The 20,141-nt window shown below is 60.8% G+C and carries 21 protein-coding genes; 12 read left to right on the plus strand and 9 right to left on the minus strand.

Annotation, left to right across the window (positions count from 1 at the left end; all coding sequences use genetic code 11):
• Positions 1-117: 117 nt before the first annotated feature.
• Complete coding sequence (mhpT, locus tag MB84_RS03380; protein ID WP_046290755.1) at positions 118-1,380, plus strand: 3-(3-hydroxy-phenyl)propionate transporter MhpT; 1,263 nt, start codon at positions 118-120, stop codon at positions 1,378-1,380.
• A gap of 84 nt (positions 1,381-1,464) precedes the next feature.
• Positions 1,465-2,322, plus strand: coding sequence for an alpha/beta fold hydrolase (locus MB84_RS03385; RefSeq protein ID WP_046290756.1), 858 nt, complete (start codon positions 1,465-1,467; stop codon positions 2,320-2,322).
• A 30-nt stretch (positions 2,323-2,352) separates the two neighbouring features.
• On the opposite strand, the gene MB84_RS03390 is transcribed toward MB84_RS03385, so the two are convergent.
• Positions 2,353-2,775 carry a type 2 periplasmic-binding domain-containing protein gene (locus MB84_RS03390; RefSeq protein WP_157122623.1) on the minus strand — a complete coding sequence of 141 codons (423 nt, stop codon included), beginning with the start codon at positions 2,773-2,775 and terminating at the stop codon, positions 2,353-2,355.
• A gap of 292 nt (positions 2,776-3,067) precedes the next feature.
• On the opposite strand from MB84_RS03390, the gene MB84_RS03395 reads away from it, so the two are divergent.
• A complete protein-coding gene (locus MB84_RS03395; protein WP_046290757.1) occupies positions 3,068-3,733 on the plus strand; it encodes a GntR family transcriptional regulator in 666 nt (221 codons plus the stop codon).
• 107 nt (positions 3,734-3,840) lie between these two features.
• Here MB84_RS03395 and MB84_RS03400 read toward each other — a convergent pair whose 3' ends face one another.
• The 8 genes from MB84_RS03400 to MB84_RS03435 all read right to left on the minus strand — a co-directional run bounded on the left by MB84_RS03400 (position 3,841) and on the right by MB84_RS03435 (position 10,866).
• Positions 3,841-5,025, minus strand: a complete 1,185-nt coding sequence (locus MB84_RS03400) for a porin (RefSeq protein WP_245725472.1) — start codon at positions 5,023-5,025, stop codon at positions 3,841-3,843.
• 70 nt (positions 5,026-5,095) lie between these two features.
• Entirely contained in the window at positions 5,096-5,686 is a 591-nt protein-coding gene (locus MB84_RS03405; protein ID WP_046290759.1) for a flavin reductase family protein, read from the minus strand.
• A gap of 83 nt (positions 5,687-5,769) precedes the next feature.
• On the minus strand, positions 5,770-6,444 hold the full coding sequence (locus MB84_RS03410; protein WP_046290760.1) for an RraA family protein: 675 nt from the start codon (positions 6,442-6,444) through the stop codon (positions 5,770-5,772).
• Complete coding sequence (locus tag MB84_RS03415; RefSeq protein WP_046290761.1) at positions 6,441-7,124, minus strand: RraA family protein; 684 nt, start codon at positions 7,122-7,124, stop codon at positions 6,441-6,443. The genes MB84_RS03410 and MB84_RS03415 overlap by 4 nt, the downstream gene beginning before the upstream one ends.
• A 3-nt stretch (positions 7,125-7,127) precedes the next feature.
• The gene (locus MB84_RS03420) at positions 7,128-7,790 is read right to left on the minus strand and encodes an RraA family protein (RefSeq protein WP_046290762.1); all 663 of its coding nucleotides are present in this window, start codon (positions 7,788-7,790) and stop codon (positions 7,128-7,130) included.
• Between the two features lie 43 nt (positions 7,791-7,833).
• Positions 7,834-8,841 (minus strand): DODA-type extradiol aromatic ring-opening family dioxygenase, encoded by a 1,008-nt coding sequence (locus tag MB84_RS03425; RefSeq protein ID WP_046290763.1) that lies wholly within the window; start codon positions 8,839-8,841, stop codon positions 7,834-7,836.
• A 22-nt stretch (positions 8,842-8,863) separates the two neighbouring features.
• Positions 8,864-9,877, minus strand: a complete 1,014-nt coding sequence (locus tag MB84_RS03430) for an amidohydrolase family protein (RefSeq protein WP_046290764.1) — start codon at positions 9,875-9,877, stop codon at positions 8,864-8,866.
• Positions 9,878-9,903: 26 nt separating this feature from the next.
• Positions 9,904-10,866 (minus strand): PDR/VanB family oxidoreductase, encoded by a 963-nt coding sequence (locus MB84_RS03435; RefSeq protein WP_046293360.1) that lies wholly within the window; start codon positions 10,864-10,866, stop codon positions 9,904-9,906.
• A gap of 274 nt (positions 10,867-11,140) precedes the next feature.
• Between MB84_RS03435 and MB84_RS03440 the strand changes: the two genes are divergently transcribed.
• From MB84_RS03440 to MB84_RS03480, 9 genes are all read left to right on the plus strand, one after another.
• Positions 11,141-12,280 carry a WD40/YVTN/BNR-like repeat-containing protein gene (locus MB84_RS03440; RefSeq protein ID WP_046290765.1) on the plus strand — a complete coding sequence of 380 codons (1,140 nt, stop codon included), beginning with the start codon at positions 11,141-11,143 and terminating at the stop codon, positions 12,278-12,280.
• A gap of 91 nt (positions 12,281-12,371) precedes the next feature.
• On the plus strand, positions 12,372-13,598 hold the full coding sequence (locus MB84_RS03445) for an acyl-CoA dehydrogenase family protein (RefSeq protein ID WP_046293361.1): 1,227 nt from the start codon (positions 12,372-12,374) through the stop codon (positions 13,596-13,598).
• A gap of 44 nt (positions 13,599-13,642) precedes the next feature.
• A complete protein-coding gene (locus tag MB84_RS03450) occupies positions 13,643-13,948 on the plus strand; it encodes a hypothetical protein (protein ID WP_046290766.1) in 306 nt (101 codons plus the stop codon).
• A gap of 57 nt (positions 13,949-14,005) precedes the next feature.
• On the plus strand, positions 14,006-15,259 hold the full coding sequence (locus MB84_RS03455; protein WP_046290767.1) for a Rieske 2Fe-2S domain-containing protein: 1,254 nt from the start codon (positions 14,006-14,008) through the stop codon (positions 15,257-15,259).
• Positions 15,260-15,264: 5 nt separating this feature from the next.
• Complete coding sequence (locus MB84_RS03460; protein WP_046290768.1) at positions 15,265-16,059, plus strand: amidohydrolase family protein; 795 nt, start codon at positions 15,265-15,267, stop codon at positions 16,057-16,059.
• A gap of 61 nt (positions 16,060-16,120) precedes the next feature.
• Positions 16,121-17,224, plus strand: coding sequence for a zinc-dependent alcohol dehydrogenase (locus MB84_RS03465; RefSeq protein WP_046290769.1), 1,104 nt, complete (start codon positions 16,121-16,123; stop codon positions 17,222-17,224).
• Positions 17,225-17,299: 75 nt separating this feature from the next.
• Positions 17,300-18,148, plus strand: coding sequence for an amidohydrolase family protein (locus MB84_RS03470; protein ID WP_046290770.1), 849 nt, complete (start codon positions 17,300-17,302; stop codon positions 18,146-18,148).
• Position 18,149: 1 nt separating this feature from the next.
• Positions 18,150-18,899 (plus strand): GntR family transcriptional regulator, encoded by a 750-nt coding sequence (locus MB84_RS03475; RefSeq protein WP_084009586.1) that lies wholly within the window; start codon positions 18,150-18,152, stop codon positions 18,897-18,899.
• Between the two features lie 174 nt (positions 18,900-19,073).
• Positions 19,074-20,126 (plus strand): aromatic ring-hydroxylating oxygenase subunit alpha, encoded by a 1,053-nt coding sequence (locus MB84_RS03480; RefSeq protein WP_046290771.1) that lies wholly within the window; start codon positions 19,074-19,076, stop codon positions 20,124-20,126.
• Positions 20,127-20,141: the final 15 nt, after the last annotated feature.

The raw sequence follows: 20,141 nt of genomic DNA on the forward strand, positions 1-20,141 counted from the left end.
ATATCCGATCCCCCGGCGTTACAGGGCAACACCGGCGTCGCCCGCCATGGCGGTGATTTCGCCGTCGACAACATGACCGCCATCAAGAGCGGATCTCGTAAATCTGGAGACTCAGCAATGAACGCATCATCCCAGGGCGTCGCGCCCTCGAAGGGAAGCCTCGCGACGATCGGTTTGTGTCTGGCCATCGCACTGCTCGAAGGCCTCGATCTGCAATCGGCTGGCGTGGCGGCACCACGCATCGCAAAGGAGTTCGGTCTGAGCGTGGCGCAGATGGGGTGGGCGTTCAGCGCCGGCGCCATTGGACTGCTGCCGGGTGCGGCGCTGGGCGGACGGCTGGCCGATCGCTGGGGCCGCAAACGCTTGCTGATGCTGTCCGTCGCGTTGTTCGGCGTCTTCTCGCTACTTACGGCACACGTGTGGAGTTTCGAATCGCTGTTGACGGCACGGTTTCTCACCGGTCTGGGCCTCGGTGCTGCCATGCCTAACCTCATTGCGTTGTGTGCCGAAGCGGCGCCGCAAGGGCATCGCAACATTGCCGTGGGTGCAATGTACTGCGGCATGCCTTTCGGCGCGGCGCTCGCCGCCGTCATCGGCATCGTCAGCCCGAGCGAGGAGGGGTGGCGTCATGTGTTCTACGTCGGCGGCCTGGGGCCGTTGCTGATGGTGCCATTGCTTGGCCTGTGCCTGCGCGAGTCCGCGCAGTTCGTCGCAACGCGACTTGCGCGGACTTCGAATGCCGCATTGCCGAACGTGACACCCGGGGTAACGCACGCGCTGTGGAAAGAAGGCCGCACGCGCACGACCGTTGCGCTGTGGGTCAGCTATCTCGGCACGCTGATCGTGCTGTATTTCCTGATGAACTGGCTGCCGTCGATGGTCGTGGCCAACGGGCTGTCCCGCGAGCAGGCGGGCGTGGCAATCATGATGTTCAACATCGGTGGCGGCCTCGGCGCCATCGGAATTTCCAACGTGATGGACCGTTTTTCGCCGCGCCTGACGGTGATCGGCATGTATCTCGGCATTGCGCTGTCGCTGGCCGGGCTGTCGAGCGCTATCGGAGCGTTGACGATGGCTTGCGGTGCGTTCTTCTGCGGCTTGTTTCTCGTGGGCGGGCAGTCGGTGCTGTACTCGATGGCGGGACAGGCTTATCCCACCGAAATTCGCGGAACGGGTGTTGGCGCAGCGGTGGCGATCGGTCGGCTCGGTTCGATTCTCGGACCGCTGATTGCCGGGCAATTGTTTGCGCTGGGGCAGAGCGCGTCGATGCTCGTGTCGTCGAGCATTCCACTGATCCTGATCGCGGCCTTCGCCGCATTGACCGTCGTGGGCACATTCGCGCCGCGTGTCGTGGCGGGCGTAGTCCAGCCGGGACGTTGAACATGCGCTTTTCGAAACGCTGAAATTTTTCGATTCTGAGTTCTTGAATCTCCGAGTCACCGATTCTGATTAGGGAAGGTCATCATGACGGCAATCACTGAAGCGTCGACAAGTCGCTTCGTCACCATTCGCGACGCGGACACCGTGTTTCGCATCCACTACAACGACACCGGCAGCGGCACGCAGACGGTCGTGATGCTGCACGGGTCGGGGCCGGGTGCCACGGGCTGGGCCAATTTCAACCGAAACGTCGAACCGTTGGTCGACGCCGGATATCGCGTGTTGCTCGTCGACTGCCCCGGCTGGGGCAAAAGCGATCCCGTGGTCAACACCGGATCGCGTTCGGAGCTTAATGCCCGTGTGCTCAAGGCGGTACTCGATGAACTCCATATCGAGCAAGTGCACATCATCGGCAATTCGATGGGCGGCCACAGCACGGTCGCCTTTGCGTTGTCGAACCCGTCGCGTGTCGGCAAGCTGATTCTGATGGGGGGCGGCACTGGCGGGCCTAGCCAGTTCGTGGCGATGCCCACCGAGGGCATCAAGCTGCTCAACGGGCTATACAAGGAGCCGACCATCGAGAATCTGAAGCGGATGATGAACGTGTTTGTCTTCGATGCCAGCGCGATCACCGACGATCTGATGCAGGCGAGGCTCGACAACATGCTCGCGTCTCGCGAGCATCTCGACAATTTCGTGAAGAGCCTCGCGGCGAACCCGAAGCAGTTCACGGACTACGGCGCCCGTCTTGGCGAAATCGCTGCGCCTACGTTAATCGTATGGGGGCGCGAGGACCGTTTCGTCCCGATGGACGTTGGTCTGCGCCTGCTTGCCGGGCTGCCCAACGCCCAACTGCACGTGTTCAATCGCTGCGGTCACTGGGTGCAGTGGGAGCACGCCGCGGCGTTCAATCGCATGGTCCTCGATTTTCTGGCGCATTGACATTCGGTCGGCCTTGTCCTGCGCTGAAACTCAGGCGCGTCGGGTTTTCGATCCGGGGTGCAACGCAGTTCTCGTTGCACCTCTGCCTCCATGGTCGATCCCGATAGCATCCACCACCGACACCACGAACTGACGAAACCACTTTATCCCCTCGTCCGCGTCGAATGCCTGATGCCAGTGGACTGTCGACTCCGCTTCGGGCGCTTCAATCGGCAACGGGTAAATCGCAAACTTCCCTGAGGCATTCAGGATCTGCGCGACCCCCTTGGGTAATGTCGCAACCCGATCTGTCCTCTCGAGGATCTCCGGCACGATCGTAAAGTGCGGCACGCTGATCGCCAGCCTGCGCTGCAAGCCTCCACCGTTGAGCGTCTCCTCGATCAGAAAATGGCTTGAGTCCGTCGACGTCACTGCGATGTGCGACATCGCAAGAAACTGTTCTCGCGACAGCACGCGTGCGGGCAATCCCGGCCGCTTGCGGTTCGAGCCGTCTCCAGACGATCACGGCCACAGTGGTCGCGCGACATTTGCTAACCCGACGGAATCCGGCCGGGCTCAGGCACCCTAAATCCGCCGAGAAGACACATTCCTTGATCTATTCCCCTGTGATTCTGGTCCGGGGATATGGTGCTTTGACGCCGCGAATATTCCAAATCTCTGTTTTTCGACCGCAGTATTGCCGGTGCACTTTGACTTCCATATATAATACTATTTTGTATAAAAAAATCTTTGCTAAGAGGATGCCGTGGCACTTCCAGAGCTTGACGGGGTCGACTTTCCCACTCAGATCGCGTTGGAAACGCGAAAGCTGATCAATCGGGGCACGCTGGCTCCGGGCTTTCAACTGCGACAGTCCGATCTCGCCGATCGATTTGGCATCAGCCGGGTGCCGGTCCGGGAAGCACTCAAGCTACTTGCCGCTGAAGGCATCATTGAGCATGATCCGAATCGCGGCTACTTTGTCGCGCAGCTCTCCAGCGATGAGGCTCGCCAACTTTACCGGATGCGCCACCTGCTTGAAGCGGAGCTCTTGGCCAGCGTGGAGTGGCCTAAGCCGGCACAGCTCAAACAACTCAAAGCGATGCTCGCCGAACTCGACGATTTTTTGGCCCAGGGCAACCGCGATGGGTGGATTGAGCGTCACCGCGCCTTTCACGACTCGATCTTCGATCTCTCGGACAAAAAGGTTCTCAAGCGGGAGGTCCTGCGCCTGATGCGCCTGACGGATCGTTATCGGGCGCTTGCCGCCGATATCTCGTCACAGCGGGAACATCTCAACGCCAAAATCGAAAAGCAACTGGTGAAGGCGCTGGAGACGAAGAACCGCGAATTGCTTCGGGAAACGTATGACAAGGGTCGAGCAATCGTGTTGGGCGGTCTGATGGCGGTGCTGGCTGCACGTGGTGCCTGAGCGCACTTGCAGACGTAATGCCGAACGGCGCATTGGATGAATTTGAGGCGTGATTCCCGCAGCAGCGATGACGAAAATTGCCACCGCCGCCGCGAGTCAGACGCGCATCAGAAGCGATGCATCATGCCCAGTTCGGCGACCGACTGGATGTTGCCGTTGGCGACAATATTGCCGATTTCTGCGGCGTACGCGCCATTGGTGCGTTGAAATACGCCCACTGCATATACCGCTGTACGCTTCGAAATGGAGTAGGTGAGCTGAAGCGCGGCCTGGTTGATCACCACGTTCTTCAACAGGTCATTCCCCTTTTCATACGTATAAGCTCCGCCGAGATTCCACGCGGGCGAGAAGTCGTACCCGACACCACCCGAGAGCGCGTAGATCTTTGCACCGGTGTAAGTGTTGCGTGCCTGACTGTATAGCCCTGCCACCGTGAATCCGGCGTATTTGGTACGCGCGCCTGCCAGCAGGTTGGCAATGCCACTATGTCCGCCGTTGACCGGCGCATAGTTCTGCTCGGTATAGACGACGGCGGCGCGCGTCTCGTCATGGCGAAAGCTGATCGCAGCGCTTTTTCCCGAGCCGTTGTTGAAGTCACCGGCAGTGCCGCCGAAGCTGTACATCACGCCGGCAGACAGCCCCGCATATTCATCGGAGACAACCTTCACCGCGTTCGACATGCGCTTGCCGCCGACACGGTCCCAATTGATGGCGGCAAGACCCGAGATCGCACCATTTGTTGTGACGGGCGAATACGGCCCGCCTGCCACTGCACCGGCAATCTGCGCCGGGCCGGAAACACCCAGGAGATCCGCGCCGAAGCTCCCCGTTCGGAAGTTGAGCATGCCACCTGCCACACCCGTTGCGGGATCGATCCCACCGATCAGGTAATAGTCGAAGGCGAAATCGTTTTGCCGTCCGATGCGGAAACTGCCGATCCCGGTCTGACTTAGTCCGACCCATGACGAGTTCTCGAAGAGCGCGCCGCGCGATTGCGGATCGAGCGAGCCAGTGCTCAGGCTGATCATCGAGTCGAGGCTGAAGTTCGCCCTCAGTCCACCACCCATATCCTCGCTGCCACGGATGAAAAACTTGCTGGGGAAAATGGCTGAGTCCTGCATCTGGTACAGGCGGGCACCGCCTGAATCACGATACACGGCGACACCTTCGTCAAGGAATCCGCCTATCGTGACGCCGCTTTGCGCGAACGCTGGCGCAGCGCCTGAACACATCAATGCACATACCAACGGCAATGTGGATCGGTGTCTCCTTCCGATCATTCGGGACTTCATGTGTGCTCCTCATTATTATTGGTGGGTTGTTACCCGACGGCTTAGTGAGTGAAGCGCAACTGCCTGTGGCTTATCTGATGGTGCCGGTCTCCTCCGTAAGTAATGTCGTATTCAATGTGTTCTCCGGGTCCCAGTTGGAGACCCAGAGCAGTTCGTGAATCGCGCGGGTGCCGGCAGGCGCGAGTTGCCCGTACGCGCCGCCCGAATAGAGCAGAGGACCGGCATCGGTCTGTCGAACCATGGTGCCGAGCACATCCGCGATGAAGACGTTGTGTGTGCCGGCCTCGACAATTTGGGAAATCCGGCACTCGAATGTGGCGAGCGCGCTGGTGAGCAGCGGTAATCCGGTGCTTCCGGTTTGCCAGTCGCCTTCAAGAAACTTTTGTTCGGGTGCGACAGGACTGGCGAAGTGATTCGCCAATCCCACACCAGACCAGGGCAGAACGTTCACGCAGAACTGTCCGGCCGCGAGAATGCTCTGACTCGACGCATTGGCGCGATTCACGCACACAAGCAACATCGGTGGTACGGCGCTGACTGAGCACACCGCGGTGGCTGTCAGGCCTGCGCGGCGCCCCTCGTCCGAACCCGTCGTTATCAGGCATACGTGTCCGGTCAGGCAGCGCATCGCTGCCTTAAACTGCGATTCCTGAGCGCTCATTGGTTCCCTCGTGAAATGAGCGCGGATGTCGACTACCGCCAGTTCCCGGCTAACGACACCCGCTCAGCGCGCTGTGTACCCGGTTATTCCCACCCAAAAATGGCGAGCGTGGTTTCCCCGGCCTTCAGTCGGCGCAGCTGGTCCGCCTCTGCCGTTTCGCGGGCATGAGACGCCGCGATGACCGTTTCGACCGACGTGTGCGGGATGCAAACCACACCGTCTTCGTCACCGACGATCAAATCGCCCGGATGGACGGTGACGCCGCCCATCCGGGTGGGGGCATTGATCCAGCCGCGAGCGCCAAAGTCCTTTCCTGTGCCCTGGATTGCGAGACCGCGCGCAAAGACAGGAAAGCCAATGCCTTCGAGCAACCCGCCGTCGCGCACACAGGCGTCGATCACCAGACCGCCCAGCTGTCGGACGAGCGCCGCAGTCGACATCACCTCGCCCCAGTAGCCGTACTCGTATGCGTCTGCAACCGAGACCACCAGCACATCGCCAGGTGCTGCCGCGTAGATCGCGCGGTGAAGCCAAAGGTTGTCGCCGCCGGGCGCGTGCACCGGCACCGCCGATCCGCAAACCCGAAACGACGGCGCAGCAGGTTTAATGGCGGCCGGCAACGCACCTACCTTTCCTGCCGCTTCATGCAACGTTGCGCTGGGGAGTTGGCGGGCTGCTTCGACGAGGGCCGGACTCAGTCTCCGGATGTCGAGTTGTGTGGTTTCGCGCGGATCGAACCGATCAATGTGTTCGCTCACGATTTCGCCTCCGACGTCTGCGTCACACGGGTTTGCAACTGGTGGTACTTGAATTCGCGGCGGGCGTCGTCCAGGCGCATACCGGTCGCCACCGCAGCACGAATGGCGTTCTCCGCCTCTTCGATCTCCTCCGCAATCGCGAGAATCCGGTCTTCGTGCTCGTGCGGAATGGAGATCAGTCCGTCGGCATCGCCACGCAGCAGGTCACCCGGCGCGACGCGCACGTCGCCAATGTTTACCGGCACGTTCACGCCTTCAACCTGAACACGGTCCTTGCCGGTGCGCATCCAGTTGTCACGTGAGTACACGGGATAACCCAATTCGAGACACAGCGACACGTCGCGATTGATGCCGTCGATCACCGTCGCAGCAATGCCGCGACGATGGGCGATCTCGGTCATGATGTCGCCCCACACCGTGGCATCGGTGCGCCCGCCGTTATCGAGCACGATCACAGCACCGGGCGGCACATCGTCGATGAAGTCGCCAACCGTTCCCGGCGGCGTCGCCGCCGGACCGTAAAGCACCGTGAAGGCGCGTCCCGCGAATCGAAAGCGAGCATCTCGCGGTTTGATGGCGCGACACTGACCGTTAATACCTGCGCGATCCATGGCATCGCTGAGCGTCGCCGTATCGAGGCGTGCGGCTCGTGCGACGTTATTGTCGATTTGCGTCGTCATGATTTAGTCCTTAAGCATGAATTCGTAGTTGCCGCCCATGACCTCACTCATGGGGACGCCGGCGAGCACGGCTTTGGCCATATGCGCTTCACGTGCGACGATGGCCTCGGCTGCCGTAAGCACGGTTTCGATGTCTGCCGCACGGATAAAAATCAGCGCGCTCCGATCCGCCGCGACGTAATCGCCCGGTTCAATCGCGACACCGAACGCCTCGATGGGCACATTCGTTCCCTTCTCAACGATCCGGCCGCGCGCCGTGCGTGCGGTCAACGCGCTGGTGAACACGGGGAAACCCATCTCCCGGGCTTCATCGATATCGCGTACCGGACCGTCGGCGATGACCCCGGCGATGCCTTTCACTTTTGCACCGAGCGAAAGCAAACCCCCCCAACTACCCGCCTCAACGCCTGAGCGTTGCTCGACAACAATCACGTTGTCGCTCGTGCCCAGTTCTATCGCCGTGGTGCCAAGGTGACGTGGCGTGCCCGACGGCGGCGCGCCGGTACCGAGCTTGATCGTGACGATGCGCCCGGCAACGCGTTTGTCGCCGGCTTGTTGCGGCACGCCGGTGACCACGCTGCCGAGTCCGACTTTGTCGATGGCATCCGACAGCGCGCAGCAATCGAGCCGCCGCAGACGTCGCACGAAGTCCTTTTCCTGAGTCATAAATTCCATCCTTACTGTTTGCTGCGTTGTTGGCGGGGTGAGTTCAGGCGACGTTCTGAGGCGGGCGCCAGCACACGAAGCCCATCGCATTTCCGGTGCCTGCCTCGCTGCGATAGCACGGCACGTAATCGATGACTTCCATGTCGAAACCAAGCTCGTCCATGGCCCCGGCCACCGGAATCCAGTTCTTGATTTCGGACGTCCCCGCCTGGAAGATCGCCTCGCCCAATGCCTCGACGGGGGCAAAGTCGTGTGCTTTCATTGCGTCGAGAATCAGGTGGTCTACGCGCTCGTCGATGACGAAGTGCGTGAGCCCGCCCGAGGCAATGATTGCCACACGCGCATCGCTGTCCCACGATTCGATCGCTCGGCCAAGCGCTCGACCGAACTCGTGGCAACGTCCGGCGGTAGGCTGATTCGGCGGATAGAAAGTGTTGATGAGGACCGGAACCGTGGGCACCACGCGATCCTTCATCAACTGGCGGAACACGAAACCGAACGCGTGCGGCGTTTCGGTTTCCGACAAACGCTTTAACGCCGCGACATCGAAACGTTCGGCCGTTGCACGTTCGATGATGTGCTTCGCCAGCGCGGGTACGCCCTCGTAGGTTGCCGTGTCGGGCATATATCCAGGCATCGCGTGGGCAACACCAGGAGGCAGTGCCGCGAGCTTGGCGTCGCTGATCATGTTGTTGACGATGGTCTCGCCCCACATCACGCTGAACGCGGGAATGCAGTCGTTGCCGAAGATCTCCATCTGATCGTTACCAACGATGACCACGACGTCGGGCCGGGCATCGGAGAGCATCTGCGACATGCGCTCGATGGCGTCCATGCACCGGACATGACGCGCACGCCACGCGTCAGGGGTGATCTGACTGGCCAGGTTCTCCGGCGCGCGATAGGCAACGAGTTCGTCGAATTGCCAGGTGCGGCCTTCGAAGTGATGCACGCTGCGCTTGTCGTCGGGAAGACGCGAACCCCAGGTATCCGGGGGCGTGACGAGCATTGGGCCGTGGGATGTCCCCATGCCCAGAACGATTTTCGCCATGAAATGACTCCGCGCAGAACGATCAGCGGTAAGCCGACAGGTCGAGGTTGAAGAGATCTCGGGCGTTGCCGAAGAAAATCATGTCCTTCTCTTCCGGTGACAACCAGTCGAAGCCTTTGATAAAGGGTTTGATGTCGTCGAATGTGCGGCCGGTTGCAGGGTTGAGTGCCGAGCCGACGCCCGGGCACTCGGCACCGAAGAGGCAACGATCGGCGCCGACCGTCTTGATCAGCAGACGAAGTGACTCTTCCGAGTACAGCACGGTGTCGTAGTAGAGATTGCGCATGCCGGCCAGAAAGTCGCGACCGGCGCGCGCCGCACCGGACTGGAAACGGCCAATCTGGTAAGGGATGGATCCGCCGCCGTGCGAGACGAGAATCTTCAGGTTCGGGAAATCCTTGAACACGTCCGAATTGACCAGGCCGAACACGGCAATCGTCTCTTCATTGATGAAGTGAACGGTGTAAGGTGAGCGTGCGGAATGCGAGCCAGTGGCGTGGATGTGTGCCGGGATATCGAGTTCGCAAAGCTTTTCATACAGCGGATACCAGTAGCGATCGCCCAGAGGTGGCGCTTCGCTACCGCTGTTCTCGAACGGATCGGGGTTGAGCAGCACGCCGCGAAAACCCAGTTCCTTCACACAGCGCTCAAGCTCGGGCAAAACGACTTCGATCGGATCTCCGGCGACTTGCGGAAGGCCACCCACGCCGATGAACCGCTTCGGCAGCAGCTTCACCGTGCGCGCGATGATGTTGTTTGTCTCTTCCGTGAACCAGTGCACGAGCTTGCCCGGCTTCTGGCTATGCATCATCTGAAACGGGCGCGGTGAGAGCAGTTGCACCGTCGTGCCCGCGCGATCCAGCAGATCGATGTGACCGGCGGGCCCCATTTCCTTGCGATTCGCGTAATGCAGAATTTCTTCGTCGGTGACTTCGGGCATCTTCCGGCCGTGTTCACCGCGATGCGAAAGAATGTGGGCCTTATAGACCCAGAGTTCGGCGGGCGGGCTCACGTGACCATGGCAATCGATAATCATCAGATGTCTCCTTCGGGTAATGGAACTTAAAGATCGAGAACGAGGCGATCACCTTTGCAGCCGGAGCAGCAGATGATCATCGTTTCGTTGGCAGCTTTTTCAGGGTCGGAGAGGATTGCGTCCCGGTGGTCCGGACGGCCCTCGATGACGCGTGTCTCGCATGCGCCGCACACGCCTTGCTCGCAGGAATAGGGCACGTCCACGCCCGCATCGCGAACCACCTGCAGAATCGTTTGCCCAGGTGGGACCGACAGCGTCTTGTTGCTGCGCCTCAGTTCCACTGTGTAGCCGCCGTCGAGAGCGGCTTCCTGTTTGGCTGTGAAGTACTCGACGTGTACCTGCTCGCGAGGCAGCGAGGCGGTGGCCTCTTCGAAAGCCGCAAGCATGGGGCCGGGACCGCAGCAGTAGAAGTGCGCACCGGCCGGGTGTTCTGCGACGATTTTCGCCATGTTCAAAACACCGCCGACTTCGGCGTCGACGTGTACAGGCACGTTGTCGTAGCGCGCCAGTTCGTCGGCGAATGCAACGTCGACACGCTCACGGCACGAGTAATAAAGCGAGGCCGACCGGCCTAGCGACTTGAGTCGTCGCGCCATGCAAAGCACCGGTGTGATACCGATGCCGCCCCCAATCAATACCGTATGTGCCGCGTCTTCGTGCAAAGGGAAGTTGTTGCGCGGCGCTTCGACCGACAGCACCGTGCCGCAACGCAATTCCTCGTGCATGAAGCGCGACCCACCGCGACTTTTCGCATCGCGCTTGACGCCTACCTGGTAGCTGCGCGGATTCGCATTGCCTTCGAGTAACGAGTACTGCCGCACGAGACCGTTCGGCAGATGCAAACCGATGTGCGCACCGGGCTCGGCCGCCGGCAACGGCGAGCCGTCGAGACTTTCGAATGCATAGGCGAGCGTGTCGCGAGCGAGATATTGAATCGATGCCAGGCGCATCTTCAACAGCGCGCCGGCGGGGGAATTGGGCTCGTTCATGACCATCTCCTGATTTCCATTTTGTCCTTCGTTCTGGGTCTGCCAACACAACATCGCGCTACGCGCGCCTTCGAGTGACAACGTGCCGTCAACACGCGTCAGGCGCATTTCCCGAAAGATTGTTAGTTGACCCGTAATTCTTTTTTGCATATTATTTCGACTAACAAAAGAAAAGTCAAAGACTCTCGGTAAGGGTCATCCCGAGGTCAGGTCGCGGCGATGTCACCGCGTGGCGGGAGGGTCTTACTGGTGGAAATCCAACGGAGGGAAGAAATTGATCGCGATCTTGTCTTGTAATGGCGGCACGGTGACCCATGGCGACGAGGCGGCAACGATGCTGCTCGTCGCCACATTGCGTGGCATGCATGTGTTCGAACGAGGCTCTGCAGGAGAGTCATGGCGACCCACACGCCGCGCGCTCGAACATCTGCACGTGAGCGCGCTGCTGTATGAGCCCAAGTCCGGCCTGCTCTTTGCCGGTGCGCACGGCAACGGCGGACTGTGGGTGAGTTCCGACCTCGGGCTTACGTGGGCGGCACGCGGCACCGGCATCGCAGGCGGTCATATCTACACGCTTGCGGCGCAGGAAACTAACGCGGGCGTCGTGCTTTATGCGGGCACCGAGCCATCGGCGCTGTATCGCAGCACGGACCTGGGTCTGTCGTGGGTGGAAATCAAGGAAATGATGACTGTCCCGGGACAGGAGAAATGGACCTTCCCACCGCCGCCGCACGTGGCGCATGTCAAGAACGTGGCGTTCCATCCTGCCGAGCCTGAAACGCTGTATGTCTGCATCGAACAAGGTGCCTTGCTCAAAACGGTAGATGGCGGCAAGACATGGACCGAGCCGCGCAGCTATGAGTCGGAAAACGACAAGTTCTATCACGACAATCATCGCGTGCTGATTCGCCGCTCAAATCCCGCGCAGCTTTTCATGTGTGGCGGCGAGGGATTGCACTACAGCGCGGATGCGGGCGAGACGTGGCGGCATCTGATGACTCGTGCCGACACCATCGGTTACCCCGATGCCATGTTCATCGACCCTCGTAACGAAAACACCCTTTACCTTGGCGGTCCCGGCAACGCGCCGCGCGACTGGGCAGCGAAGAAGAGCGCAGATGCCACGGTGCTGCGCAGCACCGACGGCGGCGAGACGTGGCAGGCGATCCGTAATGGTCTTCCTGCCGAGATCATCGGCAACATCGAGGGCATGGGTCTTTATCACTGGGGCGACCGGATCATGCTCATTGCCGGAACGGCGACGGGCGAGGTGTACGCCACGGAAGACGAGGGCGCGAACTGGTACGTCGTGTCGGACGAACTGCCCCCCGTATCGAAAGGCGGTCATTACCGCTGGTTCCTCGATGTCGGCGAACGCGAGCGCGTTGAAGAAAAGATGCGCGCGAACGGCTGAGTGCCAAACGACGGCATTCGACGAAATTCAGAGAAAGCATCCGGAGCAGTTGCACAAGACGCGCTGCCCGGGACTCACACAGGAGACAACCGTGAGCACATCCCCCAACGCCCCGGCCGATTCCGCCGCTGGCGAACTGCCTGCGTTCGCGACCCACGACGATGCGGTGGCGGCCGCGCGCGCCATGCACGAAAGCATCCGCTCGCGTGCGGTGCAAACCGAGAGTGATCGCATCGTATCGGCGCAGACCATTAACGAACTGCGCAACTCCGGGCTATTTAACATCGTGACGCCACGCCTGTTCGGTGGATCGGAGCTGGGTTTTGCCACTCTGGTGGAAGTGACCGCCGAACTTGCGTCGGCATGTGGTTCGACCGGCTGGGTGTTCGGCGTACTGGCCGGCCATAGCTGGATGCTTAACCTTTTTCCGCTCCAGGCGCAGCGTGACGTGATGGGCGACGATCGTGCGTTGACCGCTACGGTGTTCCGTCTTGGCGGCACGGTGACCGAAGTCGATGGCGGCTATGAGCTGGTAGGCGGCGAAGGGCGCTTCTGCTCCGGCATCGACCATGCACAGTGGGTCATTGTCGGCAACGCCGTGCAACGCGAAGGTCAGCCGCCAGAGCCGCGATTCTTCGTTGTGCCGATCGCAGACGTCGAAGTGATTGACGACTGGTTCACCGCCGGAATGCGCGGCACGGGCAGCCGTTCGATTCGCATCGCGCGCACTTTCATCCCGGCGCATCGGTCCGTGTCGGTTAAAGAAATGATGTCGGGCCAGTCCGATGCCGCCGGTTCTGTGCGCGCGCCGATCTACCGTATGCCGTTCCAGAACGTCACGCCGTTCTCGCTGATCGGCGCACCCCTTGGCATGGCTCGTGGCGCGATTCGTTCGTTCTCGGACGGTCTGTGCCCGCGTTTGAAATCGTTCGACAGCGAACAGATGGCTGAGCAGTCGACCACGATGTCCCGTCTTGCCCAGGCATCGGCCGAGATCGATGCTGCCTTCGCCCTGGTTCGCGAAGACGCTCGCATGGTCGATTCGGCGGCGGATCCCAAAACTATCTCGGCGCTGCAATGGTCGCGTATCCCTCGCGACTGGGCGTTCGCCGCGCAAACCGCGCGTCGTGCCGTCAACAGTCTCTTCGAGGCGGCGGGCGGCACGGGGATCTACAACGATTCCGAGTTGCAGCGCGTATGGCGCGACGCCAATTCGGCCGCGCAGCACTTTGCCTTCACCTGGGACAGCGCTATGACGAACTACGGCCGCACGGCGCTTGGTTTGCCGCCGTCGAAATTCGGTCCTAAGGGACGCTGAGAAGGCTGACCTCATCTCGCTTAGCCAATCGACAGGAGCTTTCCATGCACGCCGACGATCTCGTATCGATAGACGACTATTCCCCCGCCACATTGCAGGCGATCTCGCAACGCATTGCTGTCTCGAGCGAAGTCGAGCACATGGTGTATCGGGAGTCCGAGCTGGACGAAGTCTGGCGTCTGCTCGATGCCGATGTTGCCAGTGCTGGCCGTATCGGACTGGGTGATCAGGCGCTCTCCAGACTGCTCTGCCTGCGCCAACTGATTATCGAAGCGCACGATCTGATTGGTAACGACAGTGACACCGCCGGTGCGAATTCGCGGCTGTCACAGGCGATGTCGCTCGCCTGAGCGCTGCGCCCCCCCCACTCAACTAATAGCAAAGCTATATCAAAGCCAGGAGGAAACATGCTTTCTCGCGAAGACAACAACATTCTCACGCAGGTCGGCAAGGGCACGCCGATGGGCGAACTGATCCGTCGCTTCTGGATTCCGGCGCTGCTCGCATCGGAAATTGCGGAGCCGGGCGGCAAGCCGGTACGCGTTCGCCTGATGGGCGAGGACCTGGTCGCGTTTCGCGACACCGACGGCAAGGTCGGCCTGCTCGAAGAGCAATGTCCGCATCGCCGCGCATCGCTCGCGCTGGGGGACAACTCCGACGGCGGTCTGCGCTGCCTGTATCACGGCTGGAAGTTCGCGACCGACGGCACTTGCCTCGACACACCGACCGAACCCAGTGGCTCGGCCTTCTGTTCGCGCATTCGTGCACTCGCCTACCCCACGCGTGAAGTGGCGGGCGTGATCTGGGCGTACATGGGCGATCAGGCCGACATTCCCCAGTTCCCCGAGTTCGACTTTCTGTCATACCCCACCGCGAATGTGGCACCGTTCAAGGTGCTTGAAGACTGCAACTACGCGCAGGCCGTGGAAGGCACGATCGACTCGGCGCACGCCGGTGTGCTGCACCGCGAGCAACCGTGGAGCGCGCCCGCGAAATACGATCACGAGCGCGATTTGCAGCCGAAGATCGAGGTCGAATACACCAAGTACGGTCTGCGCTACGCCGGTGTGCGCAACTTCCGCGAAGAGGGAAAGCTCCACGCCCGTGTGACGGAAGTGGTGCTGCCGTTCTTCACGTTGATTCCGCCGGACGGTTTCGGAGTGCGCAAAAACCGTCGCATGGCCAATGCGTTCGTGCCGCGTGACGACGAATCGACGTGGCACATTCAATGGTTCTTCGACGAAACGCAACCCGTTGATATTGCCTACCGCGTCGAAGAGGGCGGTCATTGGGTAGATGAGAACTTCCGCAAGAAACTCAACATCGACAACTGGTATGAGCAGGATCGTGAGGCAATGAAGACGGCGTCGATGTCCGGCATCAAGGGAATTCTCACGCAGGATCATGCGGTGAGCGAAACGCAGGGTCGCATTCTCGATCGTACGAAAGAGCATCTGGGCACCTCGGACGTCGCCGTCGTCGCCTGGCGTCGCCAGATGATTCGCACGGCACGCGCATTTGCAGATCGCAAGGAAGTGCCGACCGTTTTGAGCGCGACGATTCCGTGGCAACAGATCCGGGCGGCGACGGTGATCTTCAGCAACGAGCGGACCTGGAAGCAGGAAGTGCCGCTCAATCCCGATGTGGCGCTGACGACGTGAGTCACATGATCGTCGATAGCCACGCCCATGTGTCGCCCATCTGGTACGAGCCGGTGGAAGCGCTCCTGTGTCAGATGGACCGCTACGGCGTTGAACGTGCCGTCCTGACACAGATGATCGGGCAGACGGACAACAGCTATCAATCGGCGTGCGTCAAACGCTACCCGACCCGCTTTACGAGCGTGGTCTGGGTAGATGTTGACGCCCCCGATGTTGTGTCGACGATCGAGCGACATGCGCAGGAGGGCGCATCCGGCATCCGGCTACGGCCTGCCGTGCATGCCGCCAATAAAGCGCTGCCGTCGGCGTGGGCCGCGGCGGCGGCGTGCGGATTGGCGATCAGTTGCGTGGGGAATAGTGCGGCATTTGCAGACGCGGGTTTCACCACGTTGCTGAAAGCACTGCCCGAGATTTCCGTCGTACTCGAACATCTTGGCGCAACGAGCACGGCGCCGTCCACCGAAGCGGAAATCGCGGCGCGCCGCAACGTGTTCGCACTTGCAGCGTTGCCCAACGTGATGCTCAAGTTGCCGGGCTTCGGCGAAGTGGTGACGCGCTCGCCGTCGGCATTGCGTGACGGTCGGCCATTCGGTGAAGGCTTGCCCGCAGCGGTTGCCGATGCGCTGGTCGTCTTTGGGCCCGAGCGATTGATGTGGGGAAGCGACTTCCCCGTGGTCGGCTCGAGAGAAGGTTATGGGCAGTCGCTGGGCATTCCCCGAGCCGCGTTGGGCTGCGAATCCGATTCGGCGCTCGCAGCGATCTTCGGTGGCAACGCATTACGCGTTTTCGGTCCACGCTAGATCGTTCTGGGTCGCGTTTCGCAATTTCCAGAATCACGATGCAAGACGGCAGGAGAGAAACATGACAAAAAAAGTATTGGCCGCAGTCAAGACTGCGGTCGAAACCACGGAACTGCGCGAGTTCGACTACCCGTCGCTTGCGCCGGACAGCGGCATTCTGCGCGTTGAAGCGAGTGGCGTTGGCGGCAGCGATCCGGAGGTGTACCGCAAACCCGGCCACGTGCCGGTCATCATGGGGCATGAGAACGTCGGTACGCTCGAAGCCGTCGGTTCTATCGCCGAACGGCGCTGGGGCGTAAAGGCAGGCGATCGCGTGGCGCTGCACGAGTACCTGCCGTGCTGGCACTGTGAATGGTGCATGAAAGGCGATTTCCGGCTGTGCATGGAAGTCGATTTCTTCAACGTCAAGGATCGCCTGAATACGCTGCGATTCGGCATGTCGACGTGTGAAATTGCGCCGCACCTTTGGGGCGGGTATGCACAGTACATGCATCTCCCGCTCAATACCGTCATGCACAAGATTCCACACGACTTGCCCGCAACGCACGCGACGTTGGCGGTGCCGTTCGGCAACGGCGTTCAGTGGGCGTGCAACGACGGCGGAGCGGGACCGGGGAAAACGGTGCTTGTCTTTGGACCTGGCCAGCAAGGTCTTGGCTGTGTGCTCGCGGCTAAAGCCGCAGGAGCGTTGACCGTCATCCTCGCGGGCATGACGCGCGACCGGACAAGACTCGACCTCTCCACGCGCCTTGGGGCCGACCACGCAATCGATGTGCAGGAGAAGGATCTCAAAGCCGAGGTGATGCGCCTGACAAACGGCCGGGGAGTCGATGTCGTTGTCGATACGACCGGCGATCCCGAGGGAACCGTGGTAGCGCAGGCAATCGAACTGGCGGCCAAAGGCGCATACCTGAGCCTCAACGGGCTGGATCAGCACGTACCTATCGGCGAAATCAAGAAGCGCTATCTCACGGTGCGCGCGCCACGCGGGCGTAGCTATGGCGCCGTGGAACTGGCGCTGCGCTACATCGCGTCGGGTAAATATCCGTTGGACGAAGTGTGTTCGCACACGTTCGGTCTGGCGCAAACGCATGAAGCGATTCTCGCAACGGCAGGGCGTGGTGTAGAGGGGGCGATTCATGTTTGCGTCGACCCGTGGAAGTAGCCCGACACCTATCTACCCGGTGCAACGTCGAGAACGGATGCGCCGTACGGACAACGACTTCTTGCAGGAGACACCATGATTGACAGCCACGCCCATCTGATCTCGGACGATCGGGTGAGATATGTACCGGCGCCGCTTAGCGGAACGCTGGAAGACAGCGCGTTCGACAATCCCGTGACTGCGGAGCGTCTGCTGGCGCTACTCGATGCGAACGGCATCGATCGCGCGCTGGCGGTGCAGCGCGCCCACATCTACGGGTTCAAGAACGACTATGTCTGCGACGCCGCGGCGCAGTATCCGGAGCGACTGCGAGCGCTGTGCATGATTGACGCACTGGCCGACGACGCCGCGCAAACCGTACGTTATTGGGTCGGCGAGCGCGGGTCGGTGGGAATCCGCATGACCGAGCCGCATAAGGGCGCTGATTGCAGTTGGTTTGCCGCCGATGCCGCCCTTCGCGCGTGGGATGCCGTTGCGGACGCCGGCGGTTCGGTACGTCTGCACTTCTATCGATGGAATCGGGTGGCTGCACTAGAAGCGCTCGCACCGATCGTGCGGCGCTATCCCAACACACCCGTGGTGCTGGATCACTTCTCCAATATCGTGGGGGAAGCTGGTGCGCCCGACCATGGCGTTGACGACGCGCTTTTGCGCTTTGTGGATGCGCCCAACGTCTATCTGCTGTACTCGATGATCAACCTCGGAAAACTCGCAGCCTTGAAGCTGCCGTCTGCGCCGGTGGTCGAGCGCGTGGTCCGTTCGTTTGGCGCAGATCGGGTGATGTGGGGCTCCGACGTTGCCCAGTCGAAAGGCGAATACGCAGATATGGTCGGGATGGCCCACGAATCGGTGTCTTCGCTCTCCTGCGCCGATCAACGCAAGGTGTTGCACGGCACTGCGGCGGCCGTGTATTGGGGCGAATAAAATGTTGCGCGGCGGTTGGGCAGACACAGCGACGATCGATGAGCGTGGTGTGCTCGCGGGCCTTGCTGCCGTCGATCAGCGTCTCGATGACATCACCTCGCTCGATCCCGTGGATCTGCCGTCGAGGCTTGCGCAGGACATCCGCGAACTGATCAACGACGGCATCCTGGCGCCGGGCGCGCAGCTTGCGCAGCATGCATTGGCCGCACGCTTTGGTGTGAGTCGGGCACCGATTCGCGAGGTTCTGAAACTGCTGCTGGCAGAGAACGTTGTTGAACACGATCCCAACAAGGGGTTTCAGGTGGCGCGTCTTTCGAGCACCGAAGCACGCCAGTTGTACCGTGTGCGGCATCTGATCGAATCGGCAGTGTTGGCGACCGTACGCTGGCCAAGCGACGACGAACTCAGCGTACTACGCGCTCGTCTTGCCGAACTCGATAACCTTCTCGCGATGTCGGAGCGCGCTGCGTGGCTGAAAGCTCACCGACATTTTCACTCGTTGATCTTCGGGCTTTCTCCGGAGCGAATCATGGCACGAGAGGCGCTACGTCTCATGCGCCAAACCGATCGCTACCGGGCGCTTGCCCCGCGGATGCCGCTCGGGGCCACACAACATCCGGCAAAGCCGGAACACAACCTCGTCGACGCACTGGCCATGCATGATCGCGACGCATTACTGCGCGTCTATCACGACGATCGCAGCGAAGTCGAATGTTCGCTCGTCGCATCGCTTGAAGCTCGCGGACTGTAACCGTCGCGGGTAAACCCGTCATCGTTATCGCTTGAACCATCCGGCTCTCAGCGTATAACATGATGCATACTAAATTGAATACTATTTGACGAGGCAATCGCCAATAGTTTCGTACCGACGCCGTGCGCATCGGCCTCCATTGCCGGCACGGGCGCATTGAAGAGGAGACAAGCAATGTTTATTCGCAACGCCTGGTATATGGTGGGTTGGAGCACGGATTTTTCGCAGGACGCAATCGTGCCATTCACCGTGATGGACGAGCCGTTGGCGATCTATCGCAAGATGGACGGCAGCCTGAGCGCACTGGAAGACCGTTGCCCGCACCGCCTCGTGCCGCTGACCGTTGGTCGTAAGGAAGGCGATGAGCTGCGCTGCATGTACCACGGACTTAAGTTCGCTGCAGACGGCCGCTGCACGGAAATTCCCGGTCAGGATCGTATTTCTTCGAAGGTCTGCGTGCGCAGCTACCCGATCGAAGAAATGCATGGCGCCGCTTGGGTCTGGATGGGTGAGGCGGAGAAGGCCGACAAGGCGCTGATTCCGCCGATCATCGGCCCGGACAATCCGGAATGGTCGATGGTGTGCGCAAGCTTCGATATCGAAGCCAACGCCGAACTGATTTCAGACAATCTCCTCGACCTGTCGCACGCCCCCTTCGTGCATGAATCGACGTTCGGCGCGAGCGACATGAAGTCGCTCAAGCTCATGAAGGACGGCGAGAACAAGCGAGGCGTGACTGTGCTCGATCGTGGTGTACGCGCCGACCGCTGGCACAGCGGACGTCAGTCGAACCCCTATTTTGGCGAAGTCCCGTCCGATGATCGGGTTGTCAGCACGTTCCTCGTGCCGGGCGTGTTTATCCTCACGATCCATTCCTATGCACCGGGTATTCAGGACCGTCTGGTCGATGGCGAGGCAACGGAGGCTCCCATCTTCGCGCGTTGCACGAACCAGATGATCACGCCGATCAGTGAGACCCGGTCGAAATTCTTCTACAACTTTGGTCCGTGGGCGAACGGCGACGCATTGAAGGCGCATTGCTTCGGCATTGCGGCCGCCGCATTCCAGGAGGACAAAGCCATTATCGAAGTGCAGCAGAACCTGATCGACCGTTCACCCGAGCGCAAGATGATCATGCTCGCGATGGACGCACCGGTGCTTCGCTACAACGAGATCTACGACCGTTTGCGCGAGCAGGAAAAGCCACAAGCCGAAGCCGCCGCCTGAGCGTGACCAACCGTA

It is taken from the genome of Pandoraea oxalativorans (genome assembly GCF_000972785.3).
Taxonomy (GTDB): domain Bacteria; phylum Pseudomonadota; class Gammaproteobacteria; order Burkholderiales; family Burkholderiaceae; genus Pandoraea; species Pandoraea oxalativorans.

Coding starts and splice junctions, on each gene's coding strand:
- mhpT (WP_046290755.1), top strand. CDS start 118: ATGAACGCATCATCCCAGGGCGTCGCGCCCTCGAAGGGAAGCCTCGCG.
- MB84_RS03385 (WP_046290756.1), top strand. CDS start 1,465: ATGACGGCAATCACTGAAGCGTCGACAAGTCGCTTCGTCACCATTCGC.
- MB84_RS03400 (WP_245725472.1), bottom strand. CDS start 5,025: ATGAAGTCCCGAATGATCGGAAGGAGACACCGATCCACATTGCCGTTG.
- MB84_RS03405 (WP_046290759.1), bottom strand. CDS start 5,686: ATGAGCGCTCAGGAATCGCAGTTTAAGGCAGCGATGCGCTGCCTGACC.
- MB84_RS03415 (WP_046290761.1), bottom strand. CDS start 7,124: ATGACGACGCAAATCGACAATAACGTCGCACGAGCCGCACGCCTCGAT.
- MB84_RS03420 (WP_046290762.1), bottom strand. CDS start 7,790: ATGACTCAGGAAAAGGACTTCGTGCGACGTCTGCGGCGGCTCGATTGC.
- MB84_RS03425 (WP_046290763.1), bottom strand. CDS start 8,841: ATGGCGAAAATCGTTCTGGGCATGGGGACATCCCACGGCCCAATGCTC.
- MB84_RS03430 (WP_046290764.1), bottom strand. CDS start 9,877: ATGATTATCGATTGCCATGGTCACGTGAGCCCGCCCGCCGAACTCTGG.
- MB84_RS03435 (WP_046293360.1), bottom strand. CDS start 10,866: ATGAACGAGCCCAATTCCCCCGCCGGCGCGCTGTTGAAGATGCGCCTG.
- MB84_RS03450 (WP_046290766.1), top strand. CDS start 13,643: ATGCACGCCGACGATCTCGTATCGATAGACGACTATTCCCCCGCCACA.
- MB84_RS03455 (WP_046290767.1), top strand. CDS start 14,006: ATGCTTTCTCGCGAAGACAACAACATTCTCACGCAGGTCGGCAAGGGC.
- MB84_RS03460 (WP_046290768.1), top strand. CDS start 15,265: ATGATCGTCGATAGCCACGCCCATGTGTCGCCCATCTGGTACGAGCCG.
- MB84_RS03465 (WP_046290769.1), top strand. CDS start 16,121: ATGACAAAAAAAGTATTGGCCGCAGTCAAGACTGCGGTCGAAACCACG.
- MB84_RS03470 (WP_046290770.1), top strand. CDS start 17,300: ATGATTGACAGCCACGCCCATCTGATCTCGGACGATCGGGTGAGATAT.
- MB84_RS03475 (WP_084009586.1), top strand. CDS start 18,150: ATGTTGCGCGGCGGTTGGGCAGACACAGCGACGATCGATGAGCGTGGT.
- MB84_RS03480 (WP_046290771.1), top strand. CDS start 19,074: ATGTTTATTCGCAACGCCTGGTATATGGTGGGTTGGAGCACGGATTTT.